The sequence below is a fragment of the Pseudomonas sp. Q1 genome (assembly GCF_009935975.1).
GTDB lineage: Bacteria > Pseudomonadota > Gammaproteobacteria > Pseudomonadales > Pseudomonadaceae > Aquipseudomonas > Aquipseudomonas palleroniana.
Window position 1 is genome coordinate 154,215 of sequence record NZ_QODI01000015.1, and the last position, 25,642, is coordinate 179,856.

Consider the following 25,642-nt stretch of genomic DNA (forward strand, 5'->3'; position numbering starts at 1 on the left):
CTTGTGATGCAGCGCCAGCCTGCGTAACGTGACGGCACTTGTCTGGAGACCCGATAATGCGCGCCGCCCGTACCCTCGTTCTGTTTGCCTTGCTTCCCTTGTTCGCCGCTTGCCAGATGTTCGAAAGCGAACCGGCCAAGCCGTCTACCGCCGGCCTGACCCGTATGCAGGGGGAGTTGACGGCAGTGGGCGGCAAGCTGTTGTTCCAGCCGTGCAACGATCAACGCAACTATGTGGTCAACGACACCGGTGGCACCAGCGTCCTGCAGGAAGCCGCTTCACTGGCCGGCCAGCAAGGCGAACTGTTTGCCGACTTGCGTGGCAAGTTCTCCGGGGTTGCCAGCGGCACCCAGGGTTCGGTGGAACTGCAACAACTCTATCGCGTCGAGCGTTCTACCTCGGCCTGCAACGATCCGGATTTCAAACGCACGATCCTGCGCGCCAGTGGCCATAAACCCGCCTGGACGATGAACGTCACCGCCAAGGGCATGGTGCTTGAGCGCGAAGGCCAGCCGCCTTTGGCGGTGCCTTACGTCGAAGAACAGATTGGTGATGGCCGCTTCAACCTGATGACCGAAGCCAACAACCAGCACGTCGAACTGTGGGTAGCCCCGCAGCGTTGCGTGGACAGCGCCAGCGGCAGCCTGCAGCACATGACCGCCGAACTGCGGGTCAACGGCCAGGTACAGCGTGGTTGCGCGGCGTTTGGTGGCTCACGGGACGACTGATTCGGCCCTGCGCTGTTTTAACCTGACGGAAACCTGCCATTGGGGCTTATAATCGCCGGTTTGCAAAACAGCCGGCCTCCTTGCCCGCCGCCTACCGGACCCTGTCATGTTACGAATCACCGAACTCAAGCTGCCCATCGACCATCCCGAAGAAGACCTGCGGCCAGCCATCGTGCAACGCCTGGGCATCGCCAGTGATGACCTGCTCGATTTCACCCTGTTCAAGCGCAGCTACGACGCCCGTAAAAAATCGTCGGAGCTGTGCTTCATCTACACCATCGACCTGAACGTGAAAGGCGAAGCCGCCCTGCTGCTCAAGTTCGCCGACGACCGCAACGTCAACCCGGCGCCGGATGTCAGCTACAAGGTGGTCGGCCAGGCGCCGCAAGACCTGAGTGAACGACCGATCGTGGTGGGCTTTGGCCCTTGCGGCATCTTCGCCGGCCTGCTGTTGGCGCAAATGGGCTTCAAGCCGATCATCCTCGAACGTGGCAAGGAAGTCCGCCAGCGCACCAAGGACACCTGGGGCCTGTGGCGCAAAAGCGTGCTCAACCCGGAATCCAACGTGCAGTTCGGTGAAGGCGGCGCCGGCACCTTTTCCGACGGCAAACTGTATAGCCAGATCAAGGATCCGAAATTCCACGGCCGCAAAGTGCTGCACGAGTTCGTCAAGGCCGGCGCGCCGGAAGAAATCCTTTACGTCAGCAAGCCGCACATCGGGACCTTCCGCCTGACCGGCGTGGTGGAGAACATGCGCCAGCAGATCATCGCCCTGGGCGGTGAAGTGCGTTTCGAACAACGCGTGACCGACGTGCTGATCGAAGATGGCCAGTTGAACGGTGTGGTGATCGATGGCGGCGAGCAGATCCTGTCCAAGCACGTGATCCTCGCCCTGGGCCATAGTGCCCGCGATACCTTCCGCATGCTCCACGAGCGTGGCGTTTACATGGAGGCCAAGCCGTTCTCCGTCGGGTTCCGTATCGAACACCCGCAATCGCTGATCGATGCCGCGCGCCTGGGCAAGTACGCCGGGCACCCGAAACTCGGCGCCGCCGACTACAAGCTGGTGCACCATGCCAAGAACGGCCGCTCGGTCTACAGCTTCTGCATGTGCCCGGGCGGCACGGTGGTCGCCGCGACGTCCGAGCCACACCGCGTGGTCACCAACGGCATGAGCCAGTACTCGCGCAACGAACGCAACGCCAACTCCGGCATCGTGGTGGGCATCACGCCTGAAGTGGATTACCCAGGTGGCCCACTGGCCGGGATCGAGTTGCAGGAGCGCCTGGAGTCCCACGCGTATATTCTCGGCGGCAGCAACTATGAGGCGCCGGCGCAACTGGTGGGCGACTTCATCGCCGGCAAGCCCTCCACGGCCCTGGGCAGCGTCGAGCCGTCCTATAAGCCCGGCGTATCGCTGGGCGACCTGGCCTTGGCGTTGCCGGACTTCGCCATCGAGGCGATCCGCGAAGCCTTACCCGCCTTCGAGAAGCAGATCAAAGGCTATTCGCTGCACGATGCGGTGCTGACGGGTATCGAGACCCGCACTTCGTCGCCGCTGCGGATTACCCGTAACGAGTCGATGCAGAGCTTGAACGTGAAGGGCCTGTATCCAGCCGGCGAAGGCGCCGGTTACGCCGGAGGGATTCTGTCGGCGGGTGTTGACGGAATTCGGATTGCCGAGGCGTTGGCGCGGGATATGTTGGGTATCCAAGCCTGATCCAACGTAATTCAATGTGAGAGGGGACTTGCTCTCGATAGCGGTGTATCAGCTACAGATAAGCTGACATACAGACTGCTATCGCGAACAAGCCCCCTCGCCTGTCAGATATTGGCGCGCAAGATCGTTTCAGGTAATGGCTCGCCGCGCTCGACACTGGCCGCAACGGCCGCCATCAAACCTTTCAATTCATAGCCCTGAGCGTCAAGCCAAGCCTGATCGTAATAGGTCGTGGCATAGCGCTCCCCGCCATCGCACAAGATCGCTACGATCGACCCCGACTCGCCTGCCGCTTTCATCTGCTGCGCCGCCATCAGGGCGCCAATCAGGTTGGTCCCGCTGGAGCCGCCGACCCGCCGCCCCAAGCGCTCGGCCAGGTAATGCATGGCCGCCAGCGACAGGGCATCCGGGACCTTGACCATCGCATCAATCACCTTGGGCAAAAACGACGCCTCGACCCGTGGCCGACCAATCCCTTCGATCCGAGAGCCACAGTCCAGGCGCAAACTGGCATCGCCGCTTTGATAAAAGTCGAAAAATACCGAGCGTTCGGCATCTGCACACAACACGCGGGTGCAATGCTGGCGATAACGCACATAGCGCCCCAGAGTTGCGGTGGTGCCGCCGGTGCCGGGGCTGGAAATCAACCAGCTCGGTTCGGGGTAATGCTCGAAGCGCATCTGCTGGAAGATCGATTCGGCGATGTTGTTATTCGCCCGCCAGTCCGTGGCCCGCTCGGCGTAGGTGAATTGGTCCATGAAGTGGCCACCGCTTTCCTTCGCCAGGCGTTCGGACTCGGCGTAGATCTGCGTCGGGTCCTGTACCAGATGGCTCTTGCCACCATAGAAGGCGATCTGGGCGATCTTTTCCTGGGACGTGGTCGCCGGCATGACCGCAATGAACGGCAGGCCGAGCAGACGGGCGAAGTAGGCTTCCGAGATCGCCGTCGAACCGCTGGAAGCTTCAATCACCGGCGCGCCCGGCTTGAGCCAGCCATTACACAGCGCATACAGGAACAGCGAACGGGCCAGCCGGTGTTTCAAGCTGCCCGTGGGGTGGCTTGACTCATCCTTGAAGTACAACTCGATACCCGGCAGCCCCGGCAATGGCAAAGGGATCAGGTGCGTGTCGGCGCTACGCTGGAAGTCCGCTTCAATGATGCGAATGGCTTCACGGGCCCAGGTACGGTGGTCACTCATAAGATGGGTCTCTAAGGATTTCAGCCCGAATCTTAAGGGGTTTCCTACACTGCACACAGATACAGTGACGACTCAATTAGACACACAATTGCTAGGCTTTGGCGGCCTGCCGATCCTGAGCGCCGCTTATAACAAATAAGAATATAACTTTTGTTTTAACAACTAACGGTACGGGTTAGGGTACCCATCTATTGAACCTTGAATGGGAGAGCATCCCTTGCCTCTGCGTAGCACTTTCACCCGTTTCTTCCAGCTGGAAGCCGCCAGCGGCCTGTTGTTGATCGCCGCTGCCGCCCTGGCGCTGATCATTAACAACTCACCGTTGTCGCACCTGTATAACGCTTTTCTTGACGTGCCAGTGGTGGCACAGGTCGGCGCGCTGAAAATCGCCAAACCCGCCCTGCTGTGGATCAACGATGGCCTGATGGCCCTGTTCTTCCTGCTGATCGGCCTGGAAGTGAAGCGAGAACTCCTCGACGGTCACCTGTCCAAGCCATCGCAAGTGGTATTGCCCGGTGCCGCCGCCATCGGCGGCATGGTCGTACCGGCGCTGATCTATTGGGCGATCAACAAGGATTACCCCGCCGCGATGTCCGGCTGGGCGATCCCCATGGCCACCGATATCGCCTTTGCCCTGGGCGTCCTGGCGCTGCTGGGCAAGCGCGTGCCGGTGTCGCTGAAACTGTTCCTGATGACCTTGGCCATCATTGATGACCTGGGCGCCATTATCGTCATCGCGCTGTTCTACTCCGCCGATCTGTCCGGTGCCTCCCTGGCAGGTGCGGGCGCTTGCCTGATTGCCTTGATCGCCATGAACCGCCTGGGTGTGATCAAGCTTGGGCCCTACCTGATCATTGGCCTGATCCTGTGGGTCTGCGTGCTCAAGAGTGGCGTGCATGCCACGCTGGCCGGCGTGACCCTGGCATTCTGCATCCCGATGCGCACCAAGAATGCCGAACCCTCGCCGCTGCTTACCCTGGAGCATGCACTGCATCCATGGGTGGCCTACGGCATCCTGCCATTGTTCGCGTTTGCCAATGCCGGCGTGTCCCTGGCGGGCGTCAGCCTGGACAGCTTCACCCATCACGTGCCCATGGGTATCGCCGCAGGCTTGCTGATCGGCAAGACCATCGGCGTATTCGGCCTCACCTGGCTCGCCATCAAGACCGGCCTCGCCGCCCTGCCCAGTGGCGCCAACTGGGGCCAGGTGTTCGGTGTAGCGATCCTGTGCGGCATCGGCTTCACCATGAGCCTGTTCGTCGGTTCCCTGGCCTTTGTGCCGGGCGCCAGTGAATTCGCGGGTGAAGACCGAATGGGGATCCTGACCGGTTCGATCCTGGCGGCGTGTATCGGCTATGCGGTAACGGCCATGGCAAGTCGCAAGAAAGCTTGAGCCCTTTGCGGGAGCCGGTAATCGGCTCCTGTTCCCAACCCGCTATCCGATTGGACAGTGTTTACCAGTGGCGCTGCGCAACCACAGCGCTATCTCCCCATCCCCTTCCTCCAATCCCCTAAAGACTTCCCCCCTGCCGCCGATTATCTGTTGTGGCGATCTCGCTGTCCCTCCTAGGGACACCCGCTCCACCTTGCTCTCCAACGCGTTTCCAGCCCGAGCGACAATCCCATGTTCCTGAGAAATATAAGAATCGCAGCCAGGGCCTTCATCGGCTTCGCTGCTATTGCGTCACTGAGTGTGTTTCTCGGTCTGTTCGCCCTCAAGCAGATCGGCGAAGTGCAGTCCCAGGCTGCCGACATACAGAACAACTGGCTGCAGCGGGTCCGGCTGCTGGCCCTGGCCAATGCTTCGCTCGACCGTTTTCGCCTGGGGGAAATGGCGCACATCCTGTCCTCTAGCGATGCAGACATGCAGACCTACGAAGAAAAATCCGCCGGCCGCCTGAAGGCGGTCAAAGAGCAGTTGGCGCAATACGCAGCCCTCCTGAACACCGCCGAGGAAAAATCTCGTCTCGATGTGTTCAACCAGAGCCTGGACGCGTATGCGCAGAACCACACCGAGATGCTCAAGCGCTCACGTTCAGGCGACAAGGCCGGCGCCCGCGACTTTCTCAACAGCATTCGAGAAAGCTACGAGCACATGACCAAGAACTTTGACCAACTGATCGACCTCGCCAACAAAGGCGCGGAACAAGCCGGCCGGACCTCCGTGGATGCTTATCAACACGCCATGAAAGGCATCGCACTCGTCATCCTGCTGGTGAGTGGTGGCACCGTACTGGTTGCCTGGCTGCTGACCCGAAGCATTACCCGCCCCATCAATGAAGCGGTGCAGGTCGCCGAAACCATCGCCAAGGGCGACCTGACCCAGCCCATCAATCCGACGGGCAATGACGAGGCCACTCGCCTGCTCAGGGCGCAGGAGACCATGCGTAACAATCTGGTGCAGACTTTGCGGCAGATTACCGGCTCATCCAGCCAACTCGCCGCAGCCGCCGAAGAATTGAATGCCGTGACCGCCGAAGGCAGCCGCGACTTGCAGCAGCAACATGGCGAAATCGAACAGGCCGCCACTGCCGTCACCGAGATGACTACCGCGATTGAGGACGTCGCCAGGAACGCGGCTTCAACCTCCGACCTCTCCCAAGAGTCGCGCAGCATTGCCTTGAAAGGCCAGCAGCGCATGGTCGAAGCCCTGGATGCTATCCAGGCCCTGACCCGTGGCGTTGAAGTCAGCTCCGAGCAAGTGGGCAGCCTGGCCGAACAGGCCAAGGATATCGGCAAGGTGCTGGATGTCATCCGCACCATCGCCGAACAAACCAACCTGCTGGCGTTGAACGCGGCCATCGAAGCCGCCCGTGCCGGTGAAGCCGGTCGCGGTTTTGCCGTGGTTGCCGACGAAGTTCGCGCCCTGGCCCATCGCACCGCTCAATCGACCCAGGAAATCGAGCAGATGATCGGCAGTATCCAGTCCAACACTGCCAGCACCGTCAAGACCATGCTCGACAGCAGCAGCATGACCCAGCAAACCCTGTCACTGGCCGAGCTGGCACAACAGGCACTGGCGGATATCCTGATGGCCAATAATGAGATCAACGATCGAAACCTGGTCATCACCACCGCTGCGGCCGAGCAAGCCGACGTTGCTCGGGCGGTTGATCGCAACTTGCTGAATATCCAGCAGCTGTCGATTCAATCCGCGGAGGGCTCGACCCAAACCACCAGTGCTTCCCAGTCCCTCGCCAGCCTGGCGCATGAATTGAATACGATGGTGAAGCACTTTCAGGTTTGAAACCGGGACGCAGAAAACCAAAAACCCCAACCGGTCACCCGGTTGGGGTTTTGTGTTTCTACAACCGACGCTTACTGAGAAACGCGGCTTTGACCGTTAACGCTCATGATGCGCACGCGTTGGCCGATGCGGAAGATTTCATTCGGGTCAACGGCCTGGACGTAGGCGCGCATGCTGCCGTCGTCTTCGCGAACGGTGATTTCGACGCCTTGGGTGCGGGTCAGGCCTTCTTCGGCAGCAGAGCCCAGCAGGCCGCCGGCAACGGCACCGATAACACCCGTGACGATACTGCCACGGCCACCGCCGATAGCACTGCCGCCAACGCCACCCACCACGGCACCGGCCACGCTACCGATTGGGGTCTTGGTGCCTTCGATTTTCACTGGACGCAGGGATTCGATGGTACCCATGCGAACGGTCTGTACACGACGCGCATCATCACGGGAGTACGAGTCGCCGGTCAGACTCGAGGCGCAGCCACCCAACAGCAACGACAGGGTGGTAAAGCAGGCAACTAGTAAAACGGACTTACGCATAGCATCAACTCCAAAGGACAGGGTTTCATTAAACGCTGCGACTCGACGCCTGTCACGGCAAGCCGGGCAGAAAATTGCTTTCATTCAGCCTGAGTACAGACTGCCAGCACCATAGAAACCGACGAATGGTAGCATTTACGCTGTTCCAAGAGAGCGTTATGGACACGCTCATCCGTGTTGCCGCACGCTCGAAAACACCTGAAGCCTCTTGATTCGAGGCTTCGGCGTGGAGGATCGAGCGTCAGGAAGGAAAAGCTCAGGGAGCCAGGCGCTCGCGCACCCAGTCCGCGCCTTGCAGGCGATAGTTCAGGCGGTCATGCAGGCGGCTGGCGCGGCCCTGCCAGAACTCGATGCGTTCCGGCAAAAGCCGGTAACCACCCCAATGCTCCGGGCAATCAGGCTGGGTATCGCTGAAGCGTTGCTCGGTGGCCTTGAGCAAGTCCTGCAGTTCTTCGCGGTCACGAATGACCTTGCTCTGCGGGGACGCCCATGCCCCCAGGCGGCTGCCCAATGGGCGAACCTGGTAATAGGCATCGGACTCCTCCGGCGTGACCTTCACCACCCGCCCTTCGATACGCACCTGGCGCTCCAGGGTCGGCCAGAAGAACGTCATGGCCGCAAAGGGCCGCGCCGCAAGTTGTTCACCCTTGGCGCTCTGATAATTGGTGAAGAAGGTAAAGCCCTGCGCATCCAGGCCCTTGAGCAGCAGGATGCGACAGTGCGGGCGACCTTCCTGGTCAACCGTAGCCAAGGTCATGGCATTGGCCTCCACCGGTGGCTGCTCGGTTTTCACCGCATCGCCAAACCACTGGTGGAACAGGGCAAACGGCTCGTCCGGAGCCTGGGCCTCACTCAAACCGTCCCGTGTGTAGTCACGGCGCATATCGGCCAGTGCCTGGGTCATGCGGCTTTATCCTTCTGGTTCAGCGAATCAGTTTTTTGCCTGGTCGTTCGAAGCCGGTGCCGCGGCTTTGGCTGCAGGCTTTTTGGCTGCAGGCTTGGCCGCAGCTTTCTTGGCAGCAGGTTTGGCGGCCGCTTTCTTGGTCGAAGCCTTTTTCGCCGGCGCTGCTTTTTTAGCGGCCGGTGCCACGGGTGCCGGAACGTCCTGCACAGCGATCATTTCAGCCTTCGGCGGGTTAGCCGAGTTGTACTTGCTCAGCAAGGCCAGCATGGTGGTGCGCTGGGTGAACATGATTTCCATGCGGCGGTTCAGGGCGCGGCCCTGGTTGCTGTCGTTGGCGGCACGCGGCATCAGGTCACCCATGCCACGCAGCATCAGGCGGTCTTGCTTCAAGCCGCTGAGGCTGAAAATCGAGGCGATGGACTGTGCGCGTTCCTTGGTCAGGGCCTGGCTTTGCGGCTCAGGACCGTTGGTGTCAACGTGGCCCAGTACCAGCACGGCGGTCTTCGGGTCGCCCTCTACGGCCTTGGCAACACGGGTGAATGGGCCCAGGGTCACCGGCAGCAGCATCGCCGGGCGTTTCGGGTTATAGGACCCGTCCACCGGCGCAATGATCACCAACACGTTGTCACGGCGTTCAAGTTGCAGGTTGCTGTCCTTGATCGCGGTGCGCAGGCGCGGCTCGTAGTCGTCGAGCCAGGCTTGAGTGATTTTCGGGTCAGGCATCGGCACGTTGGTCACATCGACCTTGGCCAGTGGTTTTGGCTTGCTTTCGAACGGCCACCACCAGTGAGCTTCGTCGGTCTTGGCAACGGCAGGCGCTGCAGCCGGGGTTGCTGCCGGAGTGGCGGCCTTGAGGTCGGCCTTCAGGTCGGCCTTGGCGTCCGCAGCTTTTTCGTCGGCGCTTTTGGAAAAGAACGGCCACCAGCTGGAACCGGTCTCGGCCTTGGCTACCGGGGCAGGCGCTGGAGCGTCGGCTGCAGCGGCCACAGGTGCGGCAGGCTTGGCGCCGGCGGCAGGCTTGGCATCCGGTTTGGCATCCGGTTTGGCGTCGGTTTGGCTCACTGCGTCCTTGGTAGCAGCCTTGTCAGATCCAAATGACCACCAATGCCCACCTTCGGCATCATTCTGTGGAGTTTGTGCGCAACCAGTAATAGTGAGGCACAGCGCCAGTGCCAAGGACTTGTTCGATAACATGAGATATCCACAAAATGAGAAAAAACCGGAGGGTCTGGATGACCCGTTAAACAGACACTTAATGAACATTTAAGTTACGTCATTTCGTTCAGCGTCTTCTTATACGTGCCTTTGTAACAAAAAATTGTGAAACAGCAAGCGGTTTACAGACAACCGGCCAATATTCCGACCAACTTCTGCGCACGCGGGTCCATAAGTACATAGGGGCCCAGCGTATTAGTCACAAAGCCGAACGCTACATCATGTTCCGGATCGGCAAAACCCACCGAGCCTCCCGCCCCAGGGTGCCCAAACGCACGCGGGCCAAGGCCGAAGGTCGCGTTGGGCAACTGCGGTTGATCCAACATGCAACCCAGGCCGAAACGGGTTTGGGTCAATAAGGTTTTATCCAGCCCGATACTGTGTTCACGGGTCAATTGTTCGAGCATGTCGCTTTCCAGCAAACTACCGTCCAACAAACCGCTATAAAACCCTGCCAGGCTTCGTGCATTACCGTGACCATTTGCCGCTGGCTGCTGCATGCGTCGCCATTCAGGCTTATTAGTGCTGGTGAGAATAGAGGGTGGATTGGCGAATGCACGCGTTGTCAGTGCCGCAGGTTCGCGCATCATTACTTGCAACAACCTTTGTGCCGCTTCATCGCCCATGTTGCCTTTGCTACGCGCTATATGGGCGACACGATAAAACTCTGCGTCCGCCAACCCCACATGGAAGTCCAGGCCCAACGGTCGTGCAACCCGCGCCACGATGGATTCCCCAGGCCCACGCCCATCGGCGCGGCGCAGCAGTTCGCCTACCAGCCAGCCGTAGGTGATAGCTTCATAGCCATGCCCTTGGCCGGGCGTCCACCACGGGGCCTCGGCTGCCAGGGTGTCGACCATCAACTGCCAGTCATACAGGGCTTCGGCAGGCAGCATTTCGCGGATCGCCGGCAACCCGGCCTGGTGACAGAGCAACTGGCGAAGGGTAATCATCCCCTTGCCCGCCGCGGCAAACTCCGGCCAGTAATCGGCCACGGGGGCATCCAGCTTCAGCTTGCCTTCGGCCACCAGTTGCAACGCCGTGACGGCCGTGAAGGTCTTGGTGCAGGAGAACAGGTTGACGATGGTGTCGCTGTGCCAGGCCTCGGCCCCATCCTTGTCGGCAGTGCCGGCCCACAGGTCGACGACGGTTTCGCCGCCGATCTGGATGCACAGCCCCGCACCTCGTTCCTGCGGGTCATCGAACAACGCGGCAAACGCTTCGCGTACCGCTTCGAACTGGAGTTCGTAATGACCCTGAATCTGCACCTGCGCGCCCTCGAAAAACACCGTAAAAAGTGGCCGACATTGTTCCAGCCATTGTGGCTTTTGTGAACCCGTCAACGCTCAATCAGTGACCATTTCCAGAGTGCCCGCCGGCATGCCCGGCGCCCTGTCCCGCGCCTTTGCCGTCGTGCCCCGACTTGCCGCCTTCACTTTCACGCACTGCGCTGTCCGCCTTGGCTTTCAGCGCCTCCTTGCCCAGTTGGTCGACGGTCGCCAGGTTACTTTTACGCACACTTTCGACAAAACCCTGGTACGGCACGTCAGTGATGCCGACGAGGCCGAAGTGGCCGTTCTCGCCGTCCAGCAGTCGACCGGTCACCGGTTGATCCAGGTACTGGAACCAGTGCACACCGACAATCGACGGTTCGGCCATGGCCTGCTTGAGGAAGGTTCCGTAAGCCGTGCCGCGGTCTTCTTCCTTGGCCAATTGCGTTACGCCACCCCAGAACGGCCCCCGGTCCGCCGAGCCGAAATTGAACTCCGTGATCAACACCGGCTTATCCAGAGCGCGCAAGGCGGCGAAGTCATAACCGTCCTGAGGCTTGAGCGTGTACATGTTGAAACTCAGCACATCGCAATACTGGGCGCAGGACGCCACGGCTTCCGGGGTGCTCACGGCGTAACGCCCGCCCAGTAGCAACTGGTTGGGCGCGTGCCATTTCAGCGAGTCGGAAATGGTCTTGAAGTAGGCGTCGGCGAAGGTCTTCTGGAAATATTTGAAGTCAGCTTCGATTTCCGGGTGTTCAGGGTTCGGCAGCGGCGGCTCGAAACCGGGATCTTCCATCAGCTCCCAGCCGGACAGGTGGATGCCCCAGGCTTTCGAAAGCCCCTCTTCGTTGCGGTACTTGTCGCGCAATTGCTTGAGGAACGCACGTTTGGCCGGTACGTCGGTGGTCATGCGCAACGTGCCGTAGGCCAGGGCGTAACGCGCCTTCGGGTCATCCCCCGGGCCGGCCCAGGCCAGTTCGTTGTCGGCGAAATAACCGATCAACCAGGGGTCATCACGATGATCGCGGGCGGCAATGGCCACGGCACGCTCGGTGGCCATGGCGAAGCGCGGGTCGAACGGATCGGGCATGCCGCCCCACCAGTCGGTGCCAGTGCTGATGCTGGCGTAATCACCGACGATCGACAGCGGCAAGGTGTAAGGCACGCGGTCGGCGCTGGCCAGGTCCGGATCGCTCCAGTTGCCCACGGTGTTGAAACCCCAGGCTTGCAGGCGATCCAGGGTGTGGGTCACCCAACGCTTCTGGTCGAACCCTTCGGTATCGTAGGTCCGTTGCAGGTTGGCGCCGTAGAAATCGTACCAACGCCCGGCCGCGAAGCCGCGCCCCTCGCCCGAGCCGTTGCCGGTGCGGTTATCGGCGCTGCCGTAGTACTTGTCGAAGGGCTCGCCGGCCTTGGGCAACGCGGCGAACATCCATTCACGGCCAGCCACGTAAGTCTGGCTGTTATCCGGTGCGACGGTGTTGACGCCCAAGGAGTAGAACGGGTGACCTTCCGGTGTCACCAGGTACCAGCGCCCGTCGCGCTTCTCTGTGCGGAAAAAACCGCTGGCCTCGAATGCCGGGCCTTTGTTCCAGCCGCCGTAGCGGTCCAGGGACGCTTTGTCACGCTCCGCCAGCCAGCCCTTGAGTTGCTGTTGCTCCCTGGCGGCCGCGGCCTTGAGTTGCTCGTCGCTGCCGACCTTTTCCGGCCAGCGCGCACGCGTGGACTGGCCATAGGCATCCACCAGGTCACTGTAGGCCGCCTTCAATACCGGCTCGCTGTCCTGCACACCAAAACGTTCCAGCAAGATGCTTTGGGCCGCATTGGGCTTGATCATCGACAGTGTCACCGACGCCACCTGGCTGCGGTCGACGTCACCGGCGCTGGCGGCGAGCAGCACACGCTGGCCATCCACGGTGATCGGCATCGGCGGGCCGGCCTTCATGCCCTGGCTCAGCGGCGAATTGGCCTGCAACGGGATCAACAGGGTCTGGGCCGGGCCGGCCGGCAGATCGATACGGCTGACCAGGGTCTTGCCATCCGTACTCTGCACTTTGACATAGAGCGTCAATGCCCAGTCCATGGCGCTTTGGATGCGCAGGCTCATGGCACTGCTCTGGGACCAGTCCCAGACGCCGGACTGCGGGCTGAGCACCAGGCTCGGTTCAGCGGCGGGGTTGAAGGTGATGCGGCGCAACACCTCGCCTTCGGGGGTTTGCTCGGCGTTGTATTGCGGCAGGCTGGCGTCCTGGGTCGCCACCTTGACCACGTCGGCAGGCCGGACGAAGTTGAACAGCGTTTGTTGCCCGGCAGGCGCGGCCATCAAGGGCGCAGCGAACAGCAGGGCAAAAAGGGCAGGCAGCGTGCGAATCATACGAACAAGGCTCTCCAATCGGCCGGTGAATGGCCTGATGACTTAAATCGACAGCGACGACATAGACCACGAAATGGGCGAATTCGCCCACAGTGGCTTAAGAAATTTCGCGCCTGAATGGTGGCAAGGCATTCAGAATGGCCTTGCCGTAGCGCTGGGTGACCAGGCGACGGTCAAGCAAGGTGATGGTGCCCCGGTCCTGCTCCGTGCGCAGCAAGCGCCCGCAGGCCTGCACCAGTTTGAGGGAGGCATCCGGCACCGAGATTTCCATGAACGGGTTACCGCCCCTGGCTTCGATCCATTCGGCCAGGGCCGCTTCAACCGGGTCATCCGGCACCGAGAACGGGATCTTGGCGATGACCACGTGTTCGCAATAGGCGCCGGGCAAGTCCACGCCTTCGGCGAAACTGGCCAGGCCGAACAGCACGCTGGAATCGCCGCCATCGACCCGGGCCTTGTGTTTGTTCAGGGTTTCCTGCTTGGACAGGTTGCCCTGGATAAACACCTGCTTGCGCCAGTCACGGTCCAGGCCATCGAACACATCCTGCATCTGTTTACGCGAGGAGAACAGCACCAGGGTGCCACGTGAACCCTCTACCAGTTCCGGCAGGTCACGGATGATCGCTGCCGTATGCCCCGCCGCATCCCGTGGGTCGGCCTTGAGGTCCGGCACCCGCAGCACACCCGCATCGGCGTGATGGAACGGGCTCGGCACCACTGCGGTGACGGCTTTTTTCGGCAGGCCGGCGCGCATGCGGAAGCGGTCGAAGGTGCCCAGGGCGGTCAGCGTGGCCGAGGTCACCAGGCAGCCGTAGGCCACGTTCCACAGGTTGCGGCGCAGCATTTCGGCGGCGAGGATCGGGCTTGCGTTGACCTCGATATCGAACAACGCACCGCTTTCCGACAAGGTGAGCCAACGGGCCATGGGCGGGTTGTCTTCCGGGTCTTCGACGGTAAAGGCGGTCCATAACTCCCAGTTGCCCTGGGAACGGGACAACAGGCTGCCAAACAGGGGGTACCATTCTTCGGCCTGGTTGCTGGCGATCCCGATGTTGACCTCGCCATCCATCCCCTCCTTGAGCAAATCGGTCAGGCGGGTGAACAGGTCAGTCAGGCGTGAAAAGCCCTTTTTCAGTTCGATGCCCATTTCGCGCATATGCTCGGGGATCAACCCGCCGACAAAGCGATGGCGTGGGCGCTCGCGGCCCTCCACGTCTTCGCCGGGCTTGAAGTCGGCGACCTGTTCGCAGGCGCTGAACATGAATTGCTGCTGGGTCTTGATCTCCCGCGCCAGCTCCGGCACCTGTTCGATCAGCTTGCCCAGGTCGCCAGGCAACGGGTGCTGGGCCAGCAGCTTGGTGAGGTTCTTGGCGGTGGTTTCCAGCCAGTCGGCGGTGGAACGCAGGCGCGTGTAATGGGCGAAGTGGCCGATGGCCTTGTCCGGCAGGTGGTGGCCTTCGTCGAAGACGTAGAGCGTGTCGCGCGGGTCCGGCAGCACGGCGCCGCCGCCCAGGGCCAGGTCGGCCAGGACCATGTCGTGGTTGGTGACGATCACATCGACCTTGCCCATGCCTTCGCGGGCCTTGTAGAAGGCGCACTGGCCGAAGTTGGGGCAATGACGGTTGGTGCACTGGCTGTGATCGGTAGTCAGGCGTGCCCAGTCGGCATCTTCCAGGGCGGTGGGCCAGCTGTCGCGGTCGCCGTCCCATTTGTTGCCGGCCAGTTTCTCGATCATGCTGGTAAACAGCTTCTGGCTGGCTTCATCGACTTCGATCTTGAAGCCTTCTTCTTCGAACAGTTGCGCAGTGGCGGTTTGGGCATGGCCTTCCTGCAACAACACGTCGAGCTTGGACAGGCACATGTAGCGGCCACGCCCTTTGGCCAGGGCGAAGCTGAAGTTCAAGCCGCTGTTGCGCATCAGGTCGGGCAGGTCTTTGTAGACGATCTGTTCTTGCAGGGCGACGGTCGCGGTGGCGATCACCAGGCGCTTGCCGGCGGCCTTGGCGGTGGGGATCGCAGCCAGGCTGTAGGCGACGGTCTTGCCGGTACCGGTTCCGGCCTCGACGGCCACGACCGCAGGCTCACCTTCGCGGCGGCCTTCGTCGTCGGTGTCGATATCCCCGAGGACCTTGGCCACTTCGGCGATCATCAGGCGCTGCCCGTACCGCGGTTTCAAGCTCTTGGCTTCGAGAAAACGCGAATAGGCGCCCTGGATCGTGGTTTTGAGTTCAGTGCTGATCATGAATAGTCGGGCGCAAAAAACGCTGGATAAATTTTCAGTGGTTCGGATCGGCCGCTATCATAACCCGCTAATTAATCCCGCGCAGAACGGAGTACCACAATGACCGTGTTTAGCCTCGCTTATACCCTGCATGTATTGGCCGCCCTGATCTGGGTCGGCGGTATGTTTTTCGCCTGGATGATCCTGCGCCCCGCCGCCATGGCGGCACTTGAGGGCCCCGCCCGGCTCAAGTTGTGGGCAAATGTGTTTCAACGTTTTTTTGTGTGGGTCTGGGTCGCGGTGCTGGTTTTGCCGATCAGCGGTATCGGCCTGCTGCAACTGCGCTTCAACGGCTTTGAGACGGCGCCGCGCTATGTGCAGGTGATGATGGGGTTGTACCTGGTGATGACGGCACTGTTTATCCGTATCCAGGCACTGAAGCTGCCGTCATTGCGCGCGGCGGTGGCCGCTGAGGACTGGCCGGCGGGCGCAGCGGTGTTAGGGCAGATCCGCAGGCTGGTGGGCATCAACCTGATCGTCGGGTTGGTGGTAGTGGCGATCGCTTCGGCCCGGCCGCTCCTGTAGTGAGCGGGCTTGCCCCGCGCTGGGGGGCGAAGCCGCCCCAATTAAAAACGCCGCGGTATTTCAGAAAGACCGAGGCGTCTGGTTTTAGGGCGGCTTCGCCCCCCAGCGCGGGCAAGCCCGCTCACTACAGGCGTTGGATGGTGACGGTACCTGCGGGCCCGGTCGGCCCCGGCTGGCCTTCCAGCCCTGGCCGGCCCTTGTCGCCACCCTCGGCGCGGTACACCAGGCAGCCTTTGGCTTGCCCACCTTTGCCGGGTTTGCCTGCCGTACCGGCCGCGCCACCCGCCCCGCCATCCACCCAGACCTTGATCTGTTGCGCCGGGTAGCTTTGCGGCAGCTCCACTCGCACCTGCGCACCCGCCGCACCCGGCAGGCCATCGCCACCGTTATCACCGTTGGCCCCGCGCCCGGCCGAACCCCAGGTACAACCCGGGTCTACGCCGTTGGCGCCATCCAGGCCGGCATAACCCTGGGCTCCGGCGCCACCCCGGGCATCCACCGACAACTCGTCGGCGGTCAACGCATCGATGCGCAAGGTCAGGTCACGCCCCGCCTTGGCAGGGCGCTCATGGGTGCCGGGGGCGCCGCGCGAAGTGATCTGGCTGCCATGCTCCAGTTGCGCGTGGCGTACCTGCAATTGCAACCCTGTATTGCCCGGGGCGATGGCGATACGGGCCTCACGCCCCAGGTGCAGTTCATCTACCGAGACCTGGCTGATAGAGGGCGGAATCAATAGCGTGCCGTAGTCCGCCACACTCAAGCGCTCCAGCTGTAAAACGCTGGTGCTGCTGGGCAGACGCATCAAGGAATTGGTTTCGACGCTGACGCTCTGGGCCAGAGCAATGGGGCTGGCCAACAAGGCCAACAGGAAAACCTTACGCATGAATGGCCTTCTTATTTTGTGCATGGACGGACGCACAGTAACGACTTCTACAGGCGATATGCCAGTGAAGGATAAAAAAAGCCGTGATTTCGACGAAGATCGCCAGCCAGGCCCCTGTGGTTGACACAGGGGCCTGGGCTGTCAGCGGTTGATCTGGATTTCCACGCGGCGGTTCAAAGCGCGGCCTTCAGCGGTTTTGTTGTCGGCCACCGGATGGCTTTCACCCGCACCGCTCACCGAGACGAAATTGCTGCGCGGCACGCCCTGGCTGATCAAGTACTCGACGACCGAATGCGCGCGTTTTTCCGAGAGTTTCTGGTTGTAGGCATCTTTGCCGACACTGTCGGTATGCCCGCTGACGCGCAGTTGCGCACCAGGCGCTTCTTTTTTCAGGCGAGTGGCAATGACATCGAGCTTGGTTTTGTCCGCGGCGGTCAGCTTGGCCGAATCGAACTGGAAGTGCACATCACGGATCACGATGGTTTCTTCCTTGACGACGACCACCTCCTCCACGACCGCCGGCTGCACGACAGGCGGGCAGCCATTGGCATCGACCTGTACGCCTTTAGGTGTGCCCGGGCACTTGTCGCGGCTGTCCGGCACCCCATCGCCATCTTCGTCGCCATCGCCGTGCACCCAGCAATAGGCACCCGCCATGCCGCCGACCAGCAGCGCGCCATAGCCTGCGTAGGCCGAGCTTTCAGTTGCACCGATCGCCGCACCGGTCACGCCACCGACGGCGGCACAGGTGGGCCAATCGGTTTTTTGCAAGCCTGCGCAACCTGTCAATACTCCGGTTAGCAGAACCAAGGGTAGAGCTGTCCGCATGATGCTCATCTGATTTCTCCTGAGGGGATCGGCGGGGGCCGATGGGTGGAGTAAAGACCGCTCTTTTCATCTGCGCCAGTACGCCACACCCCCGTATTCATTGAAGATCGGCGCAGTTGCTCGGGTTTTCGCGCCCACCCGCTCTAGGCCCGCACGCTCAGCCGCGCTAGTCTCTACAGTCCTGATGTGAGGATCTGTGATGACCGCCGGTATTTCTTCTCGTACACCCCAGCAAGCCTTGGCTGCCCTGCTTGACCTGCATGCTCCGAAACGCCTGCTCCTATTGGGGGCCAGCCAGTTACCGGCGCTGGACGCCTTCAAGCAGGCGCATCCCGATACCCAGGTGTTTTGCGCCGCTCCAGGGCCATTGCCGCCAGAGCTGGCCGCGCAGCGGTTTGACCTGGCCCTGGTGGTCGACTGCCTGGAGCACCTGTCAAAACCGCAGGGCCTGACCCTGCTCGGAGGCATTCGCAACCTCAATGCCAGCCGTATTGTGGTGCTGGTGGATCTGAGCGTCTGCGGCTGGAAAGAAACCGACTTCTTCTCCCTGGCCCTGCAGGCCGGCGAGCGGTTCCAGCGCGACGAGCAGGTGCTGACGCTGTTCACCTATGATCTGCTTGACTATAAACAGGTGCCGGACTGGCTCAACGCCCGCTTCTGGGCCAACCCGGAAAACTTCGGAAAGTATTGGTGGTAACCCTATGAGCACATCCATTTGCCCTTGCGGCAGCGGCAACCTGCTGGATGCCTGCTGCGGCCACTATCACGCAGGCCATCCGGCGCCTTGCGCCACCGCGCTGATGCGCTCGCGCTACAGCGCCTATGTGCTGGGCCTGGTGGATTACCTGGTGGCCACCACCCTGCCCGCGCAACAGGCCGGCCTGGACCGTGCGGCCATCGCCGCCTGGAGTGCCCAGAGCACTTGGCTGGGCCTCGAAGTAGAACACTCCGAGGTGTTTGGCGGCCAACCGGAACACGCCTTCGTGACCTTTACGGCACGCTGGCATGACAGCGCCGGCGAACACAGCCACCGTGAGCAATCTTCTTTCGTACAGAACGAGGGACGCTGGTACTTCATCGATCCGACAGTTGAGGTGAAGGCCGGGCGTAATGATGTATGTTTGTGCGGCAGCGGACAGAAGTTCAAGAAGTGTTGCGCAAGCTACCTTTAATCACCTGACAGGGATAACGCCATGCTTCGGATTTACAGCTTGATGCTGGCGTTGACCCTGGGGCTCACCGGCTGTGCCTCGTGGTTCGAGGACGACGCACCACCGCCCCATGTGGCCTTGGTAAAAGTCGAGGTGGTGCGCGCCAAGTTGCTGGAACAGAAGTTCAAACTGTACTTTCGCGTGGACAACCGTGATGACGCCGACCTGACGGTGCGCGGCCTGGTCTACAAGGTCACCCTGGGCAACTTCGTGCTGACCGAAGGCGAATCCAACGAATGGCTGACCGTACCGCCACGCAGCCACAGTTTTTTCCGGGTGACGGTGCGCACCAACCTCTGGCCGCAGGTTCGTGATGTGGTGCAGATGCTGAAAAACCCTACCAAACCCGTGCCCTATCGGCTGGAGGGCGAGTTGAAAACCGGATTATTCATCGGTAATGACGTGCAGGTGGCCCACAATGGCGAGATAATACCCGGCGATTTTATTCCGGAGCGACATCGATGACCCAGCAACCCCATGTCCATGGTCCTGACTGCAACCACGATCACGATCACCATGATCACGACCACGGCCATGTCCACGGCCCGAACTGCGGCCACGCCCACCAGGAGCCGGTACGCAACGCCTTGAAGGACGTGGGTCGCAACGACCCTTGCCCGTGCGGCAGCGCGAAGAAATTCAAGAAGTGCCACGGCGCGTAAGCGACTTCCCCTGGCGCCGGCCACACTGAAGATCCAAATGTGGGAGGGGGCTTGCCCCCGATTGCGGAGTGTCAGTCACTGTATCGGCTGACAGACCTGCCGCTATCGGGAGCAAGCCCCCTCCCACAGGTTTGATCGCACGCCGAATTTCAGGATTTGCGCTGAAATAGCAGCTCCACTTCCAATCCTCTACCCTCGCGGTTTTTCAAGCTCAACCGCCCCTCATGCGCCCGAGCAATCGTGTGCGCAATGCTCAGTCCCAACCCATAGCCACCGGTTTCGGCATTGCGTGAGCCTTCCACGCGATAGAACGGCTCCATCACCTGTGCCAGCTGCTCCTCGGGAATTCCCGGCCCACGGTCGCGAATGATGATCTTCAAGCTGTCCGCCTGGTCCTCGACCCGTACCACCACCTCTTGGCCATAGCGCACGGCGTTTTCCAGCAGGTTCTGCACACAGCGTTTCAGGCTGCGGGCATAACCGGGCAGTGGCTGTTTCGCACGGCCTTCAAGGGTCACGCTTTCCCCCACATCCTGCAGGTCCGCCTGCAAGCTTTGCAGCAACGCATTGATGTCGATGTTCTGCCGCGCCTCGTTGATTTCGCCGCTGCTGACGAAATCCAGGGTACTGGCCACCATGTGCTCCATTTCTTCCAAGTCAGCGCGAAAACGCTCGCGGGTGCGGGTGTCGTCGAGCATTTCCGTGCGCAGGCGCAGACGTGTGATCGGCGAACGCAAGTCGTGGGAAATGGCCGCGAGAAAGCGCGTACGTTCGGCGATATTGGCAATCAGGCGTTGCTGCATGGCGTTGAAGGCCTGGGCCGCCCGACGCACTTCCGTCGGGCCATCCAGCGATAACGGCGGCCGCTGGATGTCGCGGCCCAGCGCTTCGGCGGCCTTGGCCAATGCATTGAGCGGGCGGATCGCCAGGCGTACCGCCACCAGGGCGATCACGACCAGCACCACTACCCGCAGCAAATAGATACGCATCACGTAGTCGAACAGCAGGTCCAGGGGCGATGTGCTCGTCCAGCCTTGTTCCTCGCTGGCGTCCACTTGCAACCAGCGCCCATCGGGCAGGCGCAGGTCGATCAGAAATTGCCCCACCACCGGCCGGGAACCGAGCAGCGTGGAAAGCCCCGCCGTTTGCCCGTCACCATCGACCAGCGACAGGCGCAGCAGATTCAGGGTTGGGGCATAGCCGGTTTTTTCCGACAGGACTTTCTTGATCAAGCGTTCGGTGGGCAGGTCGCTGTCGGTCAGGGTGCTGACCGTATCGCTGGCATGCTCGCTGAGCGTGAGATGAAAGTGCGGACTGTCGAACAACTGGACCAGTTGATCGGCCTGCGGCGGGTCTCTGTGCACCAGCCGCACCACATCCGCCAGCCGCGTCGCGATCAGCCGCGCCGGAATTTCCAGCACCTGGCCATGGCGTCGGTCGTACCAGATGCTACTGGTCAGGGCCTGGGCCGCGAGCATGCCGCTGACCAGAATCAGCACCAGCCGCCCGAACAACGAGCGCGGCAGCAGCCTCACGACTCCAATACCACATCTTCGGCGGTGAGCATGTAACCCTCGTTGCGCACGGTCTTGATCAACCCCGCCGGCAATTGCGAGCGCAGGCGGCTGACGCACACATCGATAGAACGGTCGAACGGCGTACTGTCCTTGTCGAACACATGGTTGAGCAGGAAGTCGCGGCTCAATGGACGATTGGGGTGCTGCAACAGCAGACGCAACACGCGGTAGTCCGAATTGCCCAGGCTCACCACCACCCCCTGCGGCGACAACAATTGCCGCGCCCGCGTGTCGAGCTGCCAGCCGGCGAAACGAATGCTCGGCGCCTCATCCAGGCGCGCACGGTCCGGGAAGCTCTGCACCCGGCGCAACACCACCTTGATCCGCACCAGCAACTCACGGGGGTCGAACGGCTTGGGCAGATAGTCATCGGCGCCGATTTCCAGGCCGACGATGCGGTCGATCAACGAGCCCTTGGCGGTGAGCATGACCACCGGCGTGTTGGAACTCACCCGCAGTTCGCGACACAGGCTCAGGCCGTCTTCACCGGGCAGCATCAGGTCGAGCACGATCAAGTCGATGACACTCAACGCCAGGCGGCGGCGCATTTCCTTGCCATCGGCGGCCGTGGACACCTGGAAACCGGCGTCGCTGAGGTACTCGCAAAGCAGCTGGCGGATCTGCGGGTCGTCATCAACGATTAGTAGATGGTCTTGCTTGGCCATGGGCAGTCAATCCGAAAATACTCAAAGCGCAGGAAATAGCCGAAAGTTCAGGCGGCCGCATACGCAAATGTAATGGAATGTTGTGGGCGGCAATAATCGCGCATCAGCGATACAAAGCCACGGTCCCGCATCGGGAAGCGGTCTTTAGACTACCGAATCTAAATGAGATTAATTGTAATTTAGTTCGGGCCGCTCTGAATGACTTTGCCTACCCCCCAGCGTCACCCTTTGCACTCTACCCTTGCACCGATGTTCGGCCTGCTGGCAGCCGGCAGTGTCACGCCGACGGCGTGGGCCGATGCAACCGCCGCAACACCCCAGGATTCGGTATTGAACCTGCCGCAAATCAAGGTCGACGGCGAAGCCTCCTCGACCTTCAAGGTGGACCGGGTCACCTCCGCCAAGATCAGCCAGCCACTGCTGGACGCGCCGCAAAGCGTGACCATCGTGCCGCAGCAGGTGCTCAAGGAGCAGAACGCGCAAACCCTGCAGGAAGTGCTGCGCAACGTGCCGGGCATTACGTTCATGTCCGGTGAAGGCAACCTGGGCTGGGGCGATCTGTTTTCAATCCGGGGGTTTTCCTCGGAGCAGAGCCTGACCGTCGACGGCGTGCGCGACGCGGGCATGTCGACCCGCACCGACACCTTCAACCTGCAACAGGCCGAAGTGTTCAAGGGCACCGGCGCCATCGAGTCCGGGGTTTCCGCCGTGGGCGGCAGCGTCAACCTGGTCAGTAAAGAAGCGCATTTGGGCGACGCCAATAAAGTCTCGGCCGGAATCGGCACCGACAGCTACCGTCGCCTCACCGCCGACCTCAATAAGCAGCTGACCGATACCAGCGCGGTACGCATCAACCTGATGAAGCATTACAACCAGGTGGCCGAACGCGACGATGTGGACTACGACCGCTGGGGGATCGCAACGTCCTTCGGTTTCGGCCTGGGCACCGACACGCGCTTTTTCGTCGACACCTTCTATCAGAAAGACACCAACACTCCCGACGGTGGCGTGCCGATCCAGCGTGGTACCGACGGCCACCGCATGCCCGGGGTGAAACGCTCCAACTGGTATGGTGACTCCAGCCTGTATACCCAAGAGAACGAAACCACCTCGCTGACCGCCCGCTTCGAACACGACTTGAACTGGCACGACGCCAACCTGCGCAACCAGACACGCTGGGAGCGCAGCGACAACTTCGCAGTACTCTCCCCGGCGCGCTTCTTCGCCGCCGATGCCAACGCTAAAAAGACCTGCACCGGCACTCGCTGTGCAACCTTGGGCTATACAGGCGCAGGCCCGATCAGCCAGGTACCGGGCAGCACGGTCAATGCTTACACCGACTACTTGAACAACAGCAACACCGGCTACGGCATCCTGCGCGGCAGCGACTTCGGTTTGTCCAAGCGCTACACCATCCTGGATAACCAGACCGACTTCAGCTTCACGTTCAATACCGGCAGCCTGCAACACGCCGTGGTATCGGGCCTGGAGTTCTATCACGAGACCTACGGCGGCCTGAAACGCAACGCGGAGGTGCCGGCCGGCGACCTGTTCTTCGACATGAACAACCCCAGCCATAGCTTCGCCAGCAGCTACGTCACCAAGGGCGAAGGCGACCCGCGTTCGGTGATCGACAACGCCGGTGCCTACCTGGGCGACACCGTCACCCTCAACGAACAGTGGCAAGTCCTGGGTTCGCTGCGCTACGACCATTGGCGCGCCCAGACCCGCCAACGCGGCCAGGCCACGATCAGCAGCACCGACGGTGCCGTCAGCGGCCGGGTCGGCGCGATTTACAAGCCGGTGCCTAACGCCAGCGTCTACCTGTCCTACAGCGAGGCCGCGCAACCTTCGGCGCTGGGAGCCTCCACCAACAACCAGATCTACGGCGCAGCCAGCACCCGCAACTACAGCCCGGCCAAGTCGAAAACCTATGAAATAGGCACCAAGTGGGACATTGCCCACGACATGCTCAATGTCACGGCAGCGATTTTTCGCACCGAACTGGACAACGCCTGGGAATACCAGGACGGCGAATCGGCCCCGGTGCGCGCCCTGCCCGCCAAGCGCGTGGACGGCATAGAACTAGGCCTGCAAGGCAATATCACTCCGCGCTGGACTGCGTATGCCGGCTTCTCGGCGCTCAAGAGCACCCAGACCAAAGGCATCAACAAAGGCGCCGAAGCCAAGAACGTCCCCGACCTGACCGCCAACCTGTGGACCACCTACGCCGTCACCGACGCCCTGAGCCTGAGCTTCGGCGAGCAATACGTGGGCCGGCGCCGCTACAGCGACAACCAGTACGTCGGCGGTTTGAACAACAACAGCAGCTACGCCAATGGCCCGTCCGGGGTGTATGCGATCTACACCCGCGACCACGAGAAAGCGCCCGGTTACTGGCTGAGTAACCTGGCGGCGCAATACAAGGTGAACAAGGACACCACGGTCAACCTCAACCTCAACAACCTGTTCAACACGTTCTATTACAGCCAGGTCGGCGCCTCCCTCGACGGCTTCCAGCTCTACGGTATCCCGGGCGCCGGGCGCACCCTAACCGCCAGTGTTGATTATGAATTCTGACTTTCCCCTTCCAGGAGCCCTTGCCATGTTGCAGCCCCGCCACCTGTTCAAACTCGGCGTGTTGTGCGCCGCGCTGCTCTTCGGCCACGCCGAAACCGCCGCCGCCCATGAAGTCACTGACGTGCTTGGCCGCAAGGTCGAGGTGAAGGATGACGTCCGGCGCGTGGTGCTCGGCGAAGGCCGGCTGATTTCAGCCTTTGCCTTGCTCGACCAGGACGCGCCGTTCCAGCGCATCGTGGGCTGGCAGAATGACCTGCGCCTGCTCGACCAGCACACCTACAACGCCTATGTAGCGAAGTTTCCATCAGTTAAAAACATCCCGTTGATCGGGCAAGCCTCAGAGCAGAGCGTCAGCGCCGAGGAAATTCTTTCACTCAACCCCGACCTGGCGGTGTTCAGCATCTCCGGGCACGGCCCCACCGAGCACAGCCCGGTGGCGGATGTGCTGGCCAAGGCCGGTATCCCGGTGGTGTTCGTCGACTTTCGCCTCAACCCGGTCCAAGGCACGCACACCAGCATGACCGCCCTGGGCCAAGCCCTTGGCCGTGAGCCCCAGGCGCAAGCGTTCCTGAATTTTTATGATCAGCACCTCAAGGCCATCACCGATGCCGTCGCCACCCTGCCCGCCGGCCCACGCCCCAGCGTCTTCCTCGAGTTGCTGGCCGGCGTGTGGCAGGCACCGGGGCATACCACCGGCAAGAGCGGTATGGGCGAGCTGATCAGCTTGGTCGGCGGACGCAATATTGCCGCCGGCGTGGTGCCGGGCGCACTGGGCGATATCAGTGTGGAATATGCCCTCAAGGCGGACCCGGATGTGTATATCGCCACCGGCAACCGCCAGCCTGGCCTGATCCTGGGCGCGGGCGTAAGCCACGACGAAGCACGCGCGGGGCTCGAACGCGTATTGGCGCGCCCGGAATTCGCCAACCTGCGGGCCATCCGCGAGGGCAATGCCCACGGCCTGTGGCATGACTTCTACAACTCGCCGTACAACCTGCTGGCCATTGAAGCCCTGGCCAAATGGATTCATCCAGCGTTGTTCGCCAAGCTCGACCCGCAAGCGACCATGGACCAGATCAACCAGCAGTTCCTGAAGATGCCACTGCAAGGCGCCTACTGGATCGACGCAAAAACCTCGGTAGAAACCCAGTAACCATTGTGGGAGGGGGCTTGCTCCCGATGGCGGTGTGTCAGCCACAGATTGCTTCACTGACACACCGCCATCGGGAGCAA

At 61.5% G+C, this 25,642-nt stretch carries 22 protein-coding genes and 1 pseudogene; 12 read left to right on the plus strand and 11 right to left on the minus strand.

From position 1 onward, the window contains the following. The first annotated feature begins 56 nt into the window (after positions 1–56). Entirely contained in the window at positions 57–728 is a 672-nt protein-coding gene (locus DK870_RS22895) for a COG3650 family protein (protein ID WP_161549749.1), read from the plus strand. Positions 729–834: 106 nt separating this feature from the next. Next, positions 835–2,448: an NAD(P)/FAD-dependent oxidoreductase gene (locus DK870_RS22900; RefSeq protein ID WP_161549750.1), complete on the plus strand. Its 1,614-nt coding sequence runs from the start codon at positions 835–837 to the stop codon at positions 2,446–2,448. Between the two features lie 104 nt (positions 2,449–2,552). Here the strand turns inward: DK870_RS22900 and DK870_RS22905 are convergent, their stop codons facing one another. Next, positions 2,553–3,647, minus strand: coding sequence for a PLP-dependent cysteine synthase family protein (locus tag DK870_RS22905; RefSeq protein ID WP_060753812.1), 1,095 nt, complete (start codon positions 3,645–3,647; stop codon positions 2,553–2,555). Positions 3,648–3,864: 217 nt separating this feature from the next. Between DK870_RS22905 and nhaA the strand changes: the two genes are divergently transcribed. From nhaA to DK870_RS30060, 3 genes and pseudogenes are all read left to right on the plus strand, one after another. Further along, positions 3,865–5,040 carry a Na+/H+ antiporter NhaA gene (gene nhaA, locus DK870_RS22910; protein WP_060753831.1) on the plus strand — a complete coding sequence of 392 codons (1,176 nt, stop codon included), beginning with the start codon at positions 3,865–3,867 and terminating at the stop codon, positions 5,038–5,040. Between the two features lie 231 nt (positions 5,041–5,271). Beyond that, positions 5,272–6,036 (plus strand): annotated as a pseudogene (locus DK870_RS30055) (MCP four helix bundle domain-containing protein); the annotation flags it as partial. After that, a complete protein-coding gene (locus DK870_RS30060) occupies positions 6,031–6,894 on the plus strand; it encodes a methyl-accepting chemotaxis protein (protein WP_372241694.1) in 864 nt (287 codons plus the stop codon). The pseudogene DK870_RS30055 and the gene DK870_RS30060, both read left to right, overlap by 6 nt. A 71-nt stretch (positions 6,895–6,965) precedes the next feature. Here the strand turns inward: DK870_RS30060 and DK870_RS22920 are convergent, their stop codons facing one another. From DK870_RS22920 to dinG, 6 genes are all read right to left on the minus strand, one after another. Further along, positions 6,966–7,430, minus strand: coding sequence for a glycine zipper 2TM domain-containing protein (locus DK870_RS22920; RefSeq protein ID WP_060753814.1), 465 nt, complete (start codon positions 7,428–7,430; stop codon positions 6,966–6,968). 256 nt (positions 7,431–7,686) lie between these two features. Next, complete coding sequence (pdxH, locus tag DK870_RS22925) at positions 7,687–8,334, minus strand: pyridoxamine 5'-phosphate oxidase (protein WP_161549752.1); 648 nt, start codon at positions 8,332–8,334, stop codon at positions 7,687–7,689. A 27-nt stretch (positions 8,335–8,361) separates the two neighbouring features. Continuing rightward, positions 8,362–9,528, minus strand: a complete 1,167-nt coding sequence (locus DK870_RS22930; protein WP_161549753.1) for an OmpA family protein — start codon at positions 9,526–9,528, stop codon at positions 8,362–8,364. 143 nt (positions 9,529–9,671) lie between these two features. Beyond that, positions 9,672–10,817, minus strand: coding sequence for a serine hydrolase domain-containing protein (locus DK870_RS22935; RefSeq protein ID WP_161549754.1), 1,146 nt, complete (start codon positions 10,815–10,817; stop codon positions 9,672–9,674). 82 nt (positions 10,818–10,899) lie between these two features. Continuing rightward, positions 10,900–13,197 carry a beta-galactosidase gene (locus DK870_RS22940; protein ID WP_161549755.1) on the minus strand — a complete coding sequence of 766 codons (2,298 nt, stop codon included), beginning with the start codon at positions 13,195–13,197 and terminating at the stop codon, positions 10,900–10,902. A gap of 97 nt (positions 13,198–13,294) precedes the next feature. Next, entirely contained in the window at positions 13,295–15,439 is a 2,145-nt protein-coding gene (gene dinG / locus DK870_RS22945) for an ATP-dependent DNA helicase DinG (RefSeq protein ID WP_060753818.1), read from the minus strand. A gap of 99 nt (positions 15,440–15,538) precedes the next feature. Here dinG and DK870_RS22950 point away from each other — a divergent pair, with 99 nt between their 5' ends. After that, positions 15,539–16,003, plus strand: coding sequence for a CopD family protein (locus DK870_RS22950; RefSeq protein ID WP_060753819.1), 465 nt, complete (start codon positions 15,539–15,541; stop codon positions 16,001–16,003). Positions 16,004–16,127: 124 nt separating this feature from the next. On the opposite strand, the gene DK870_RS22955 is transcribed toward DK870_RS22950, so the two are convergent. Together DK870_RS22955 and DK870_RS22960 are read right to left on the minus strand one after the other, a co-directional pair. After that, positions 16,128–16,886 carry a collagen-like protein gene (locus tag DK870_RS22955; protein ID WP_161549756.1) on the minus strand — a complete coding sequence of 253 codons (759 nt, stop codon included), beginning with the start codon at positions 16,884–16,886 and terminating at the stop codon, positions 16,128–16,130. A 141-nt stretch (positions 16,887–17,027) separates the two neighbouring features. Next, positions 17,028–17,723: an OmpA family protein gene (locus tag DK870_RS22960; protein ID WP_060753821.1), complete on the minus strand. Its 696-nt coding sequence runs from the start codon at positions 17,721–17,723 to the stop codon at positions 17,028–17,030. Between the two features lie 190 nt (positions 17,724–17,913). On the opposite strand from DK870_RS22960, the gene DK870_RS22965 reads away from it, so the two are divergent. From DK870_RS22965 to DK870_RS22980, 4 genes are read left to right on the plus strand one after another with little or no spacing between them, the layout of a single operon-like run. Further along, positions 17,914–18,411, plus strand: coding sequence for a DUF6231 family protein (locus DK870_RS22965; protein WP_060753822.1), 498 nt, complete (start codon positions 17,914–17,916; stop codon positions 18,409–18,411). 4 nt (positions 18,412–18,415) lie between these two features. Beyond that, positions 18,416–18,886 (plus strand): YchJ family protein, encoded by a 471-nt coding sequence (locus tag DK870_RS22970; protein ID WP_060753823.1) that lies wholly within the window; start codon positions 18,416–18,418, stop codon positions 18,884–18,886. 21 nt (positions 18,887–18,907) lie between these two features. Further along, on the plus strand, positions 18,908–19,390 hold the full coding sequence (locus DK870_RS22975) for an LEA type 2 family protein (RefSeq protein WP_060753824.1): 483 nt from the start codon (positions 18,908–18,910) through the stop codon (positions 19,388–19,390). After that, the gene (locus tag DK870_RS22980; protein WP_026136698.1) at positions 19,387–19,587 is read left to right on the plus strand and encodes an SEC-C metal-binding domain-containing protein; all 201 of its coding nucleotides are present in this window, start codon (positions 19,387–19,389) and stop codon (positions 19,585–19,587) included. The genes DK870_RS22975 and DK870_RS22980 overlap by 4 nt, the downstream gene beginning before the upstream one ends. A gap of 149 nt (positions 19,588–19,736) precedes the next feature. Here the strand turns inward: DK870_RS22980 and DK870_RS22985 are convergent, their stop codons facing one another. Both DK870_RS22985 and DK870_RS22990 read right to left on the minus strand, forming a co-directional pair. Then, positions 19,737–21,122: an ATP-binding protein gene (locus DK870_RS22985; protein WP_104995722.1), complete on the minus strand. Its 1,386-nt coding sequence runs from the start codon at positions 21,120–21,122 to the stop codon at positions 19,737–19,739. Then, entirely contained in the window at positions 21,119–21,829 is a 711-nt protein-coding gene (locus tag DK870_RS22990) for a response regulator (protein WP_060753826.1), read from the minus strand. Before DK870_RS22990 ends, DK870_RS22985 begins: the two co-directional genes overlap by 4 nt. Before the next feature lie 198 nt (positions 21,830–22,027). Between DK870_RS22990 and DK870_RS22995 the strand changes: the two genes are divergently transcribed. Together DK870_RS22995 and DK870_RS23000 are read left to right on the plus strand one after the other, a co-directional pair. Beyond that, positions 22,028–24,409, plus strand: coding sequence for a TonB-dependent siderophore receptor (locus tag DK870_RS22995; protein WP_161549757.1), 2,382 nt, complete (start codon positions 22,028–22,030; stop codon positions 24,407–24,409). 25 nt (positions 24,410–24,434) lie between these two features. Further along, a complete protein-coding gene (locus tag DK870_RS23000) occupies positions 24,435–25,562 on the plus strand; it encodes an ABC transporter substrate-binding protein (protein ID WP_161549758.1) in 1,128 nt (375 codons plus the stop codon). Positions 25,563–25,642: the final 80 nt, after the last annotated feature.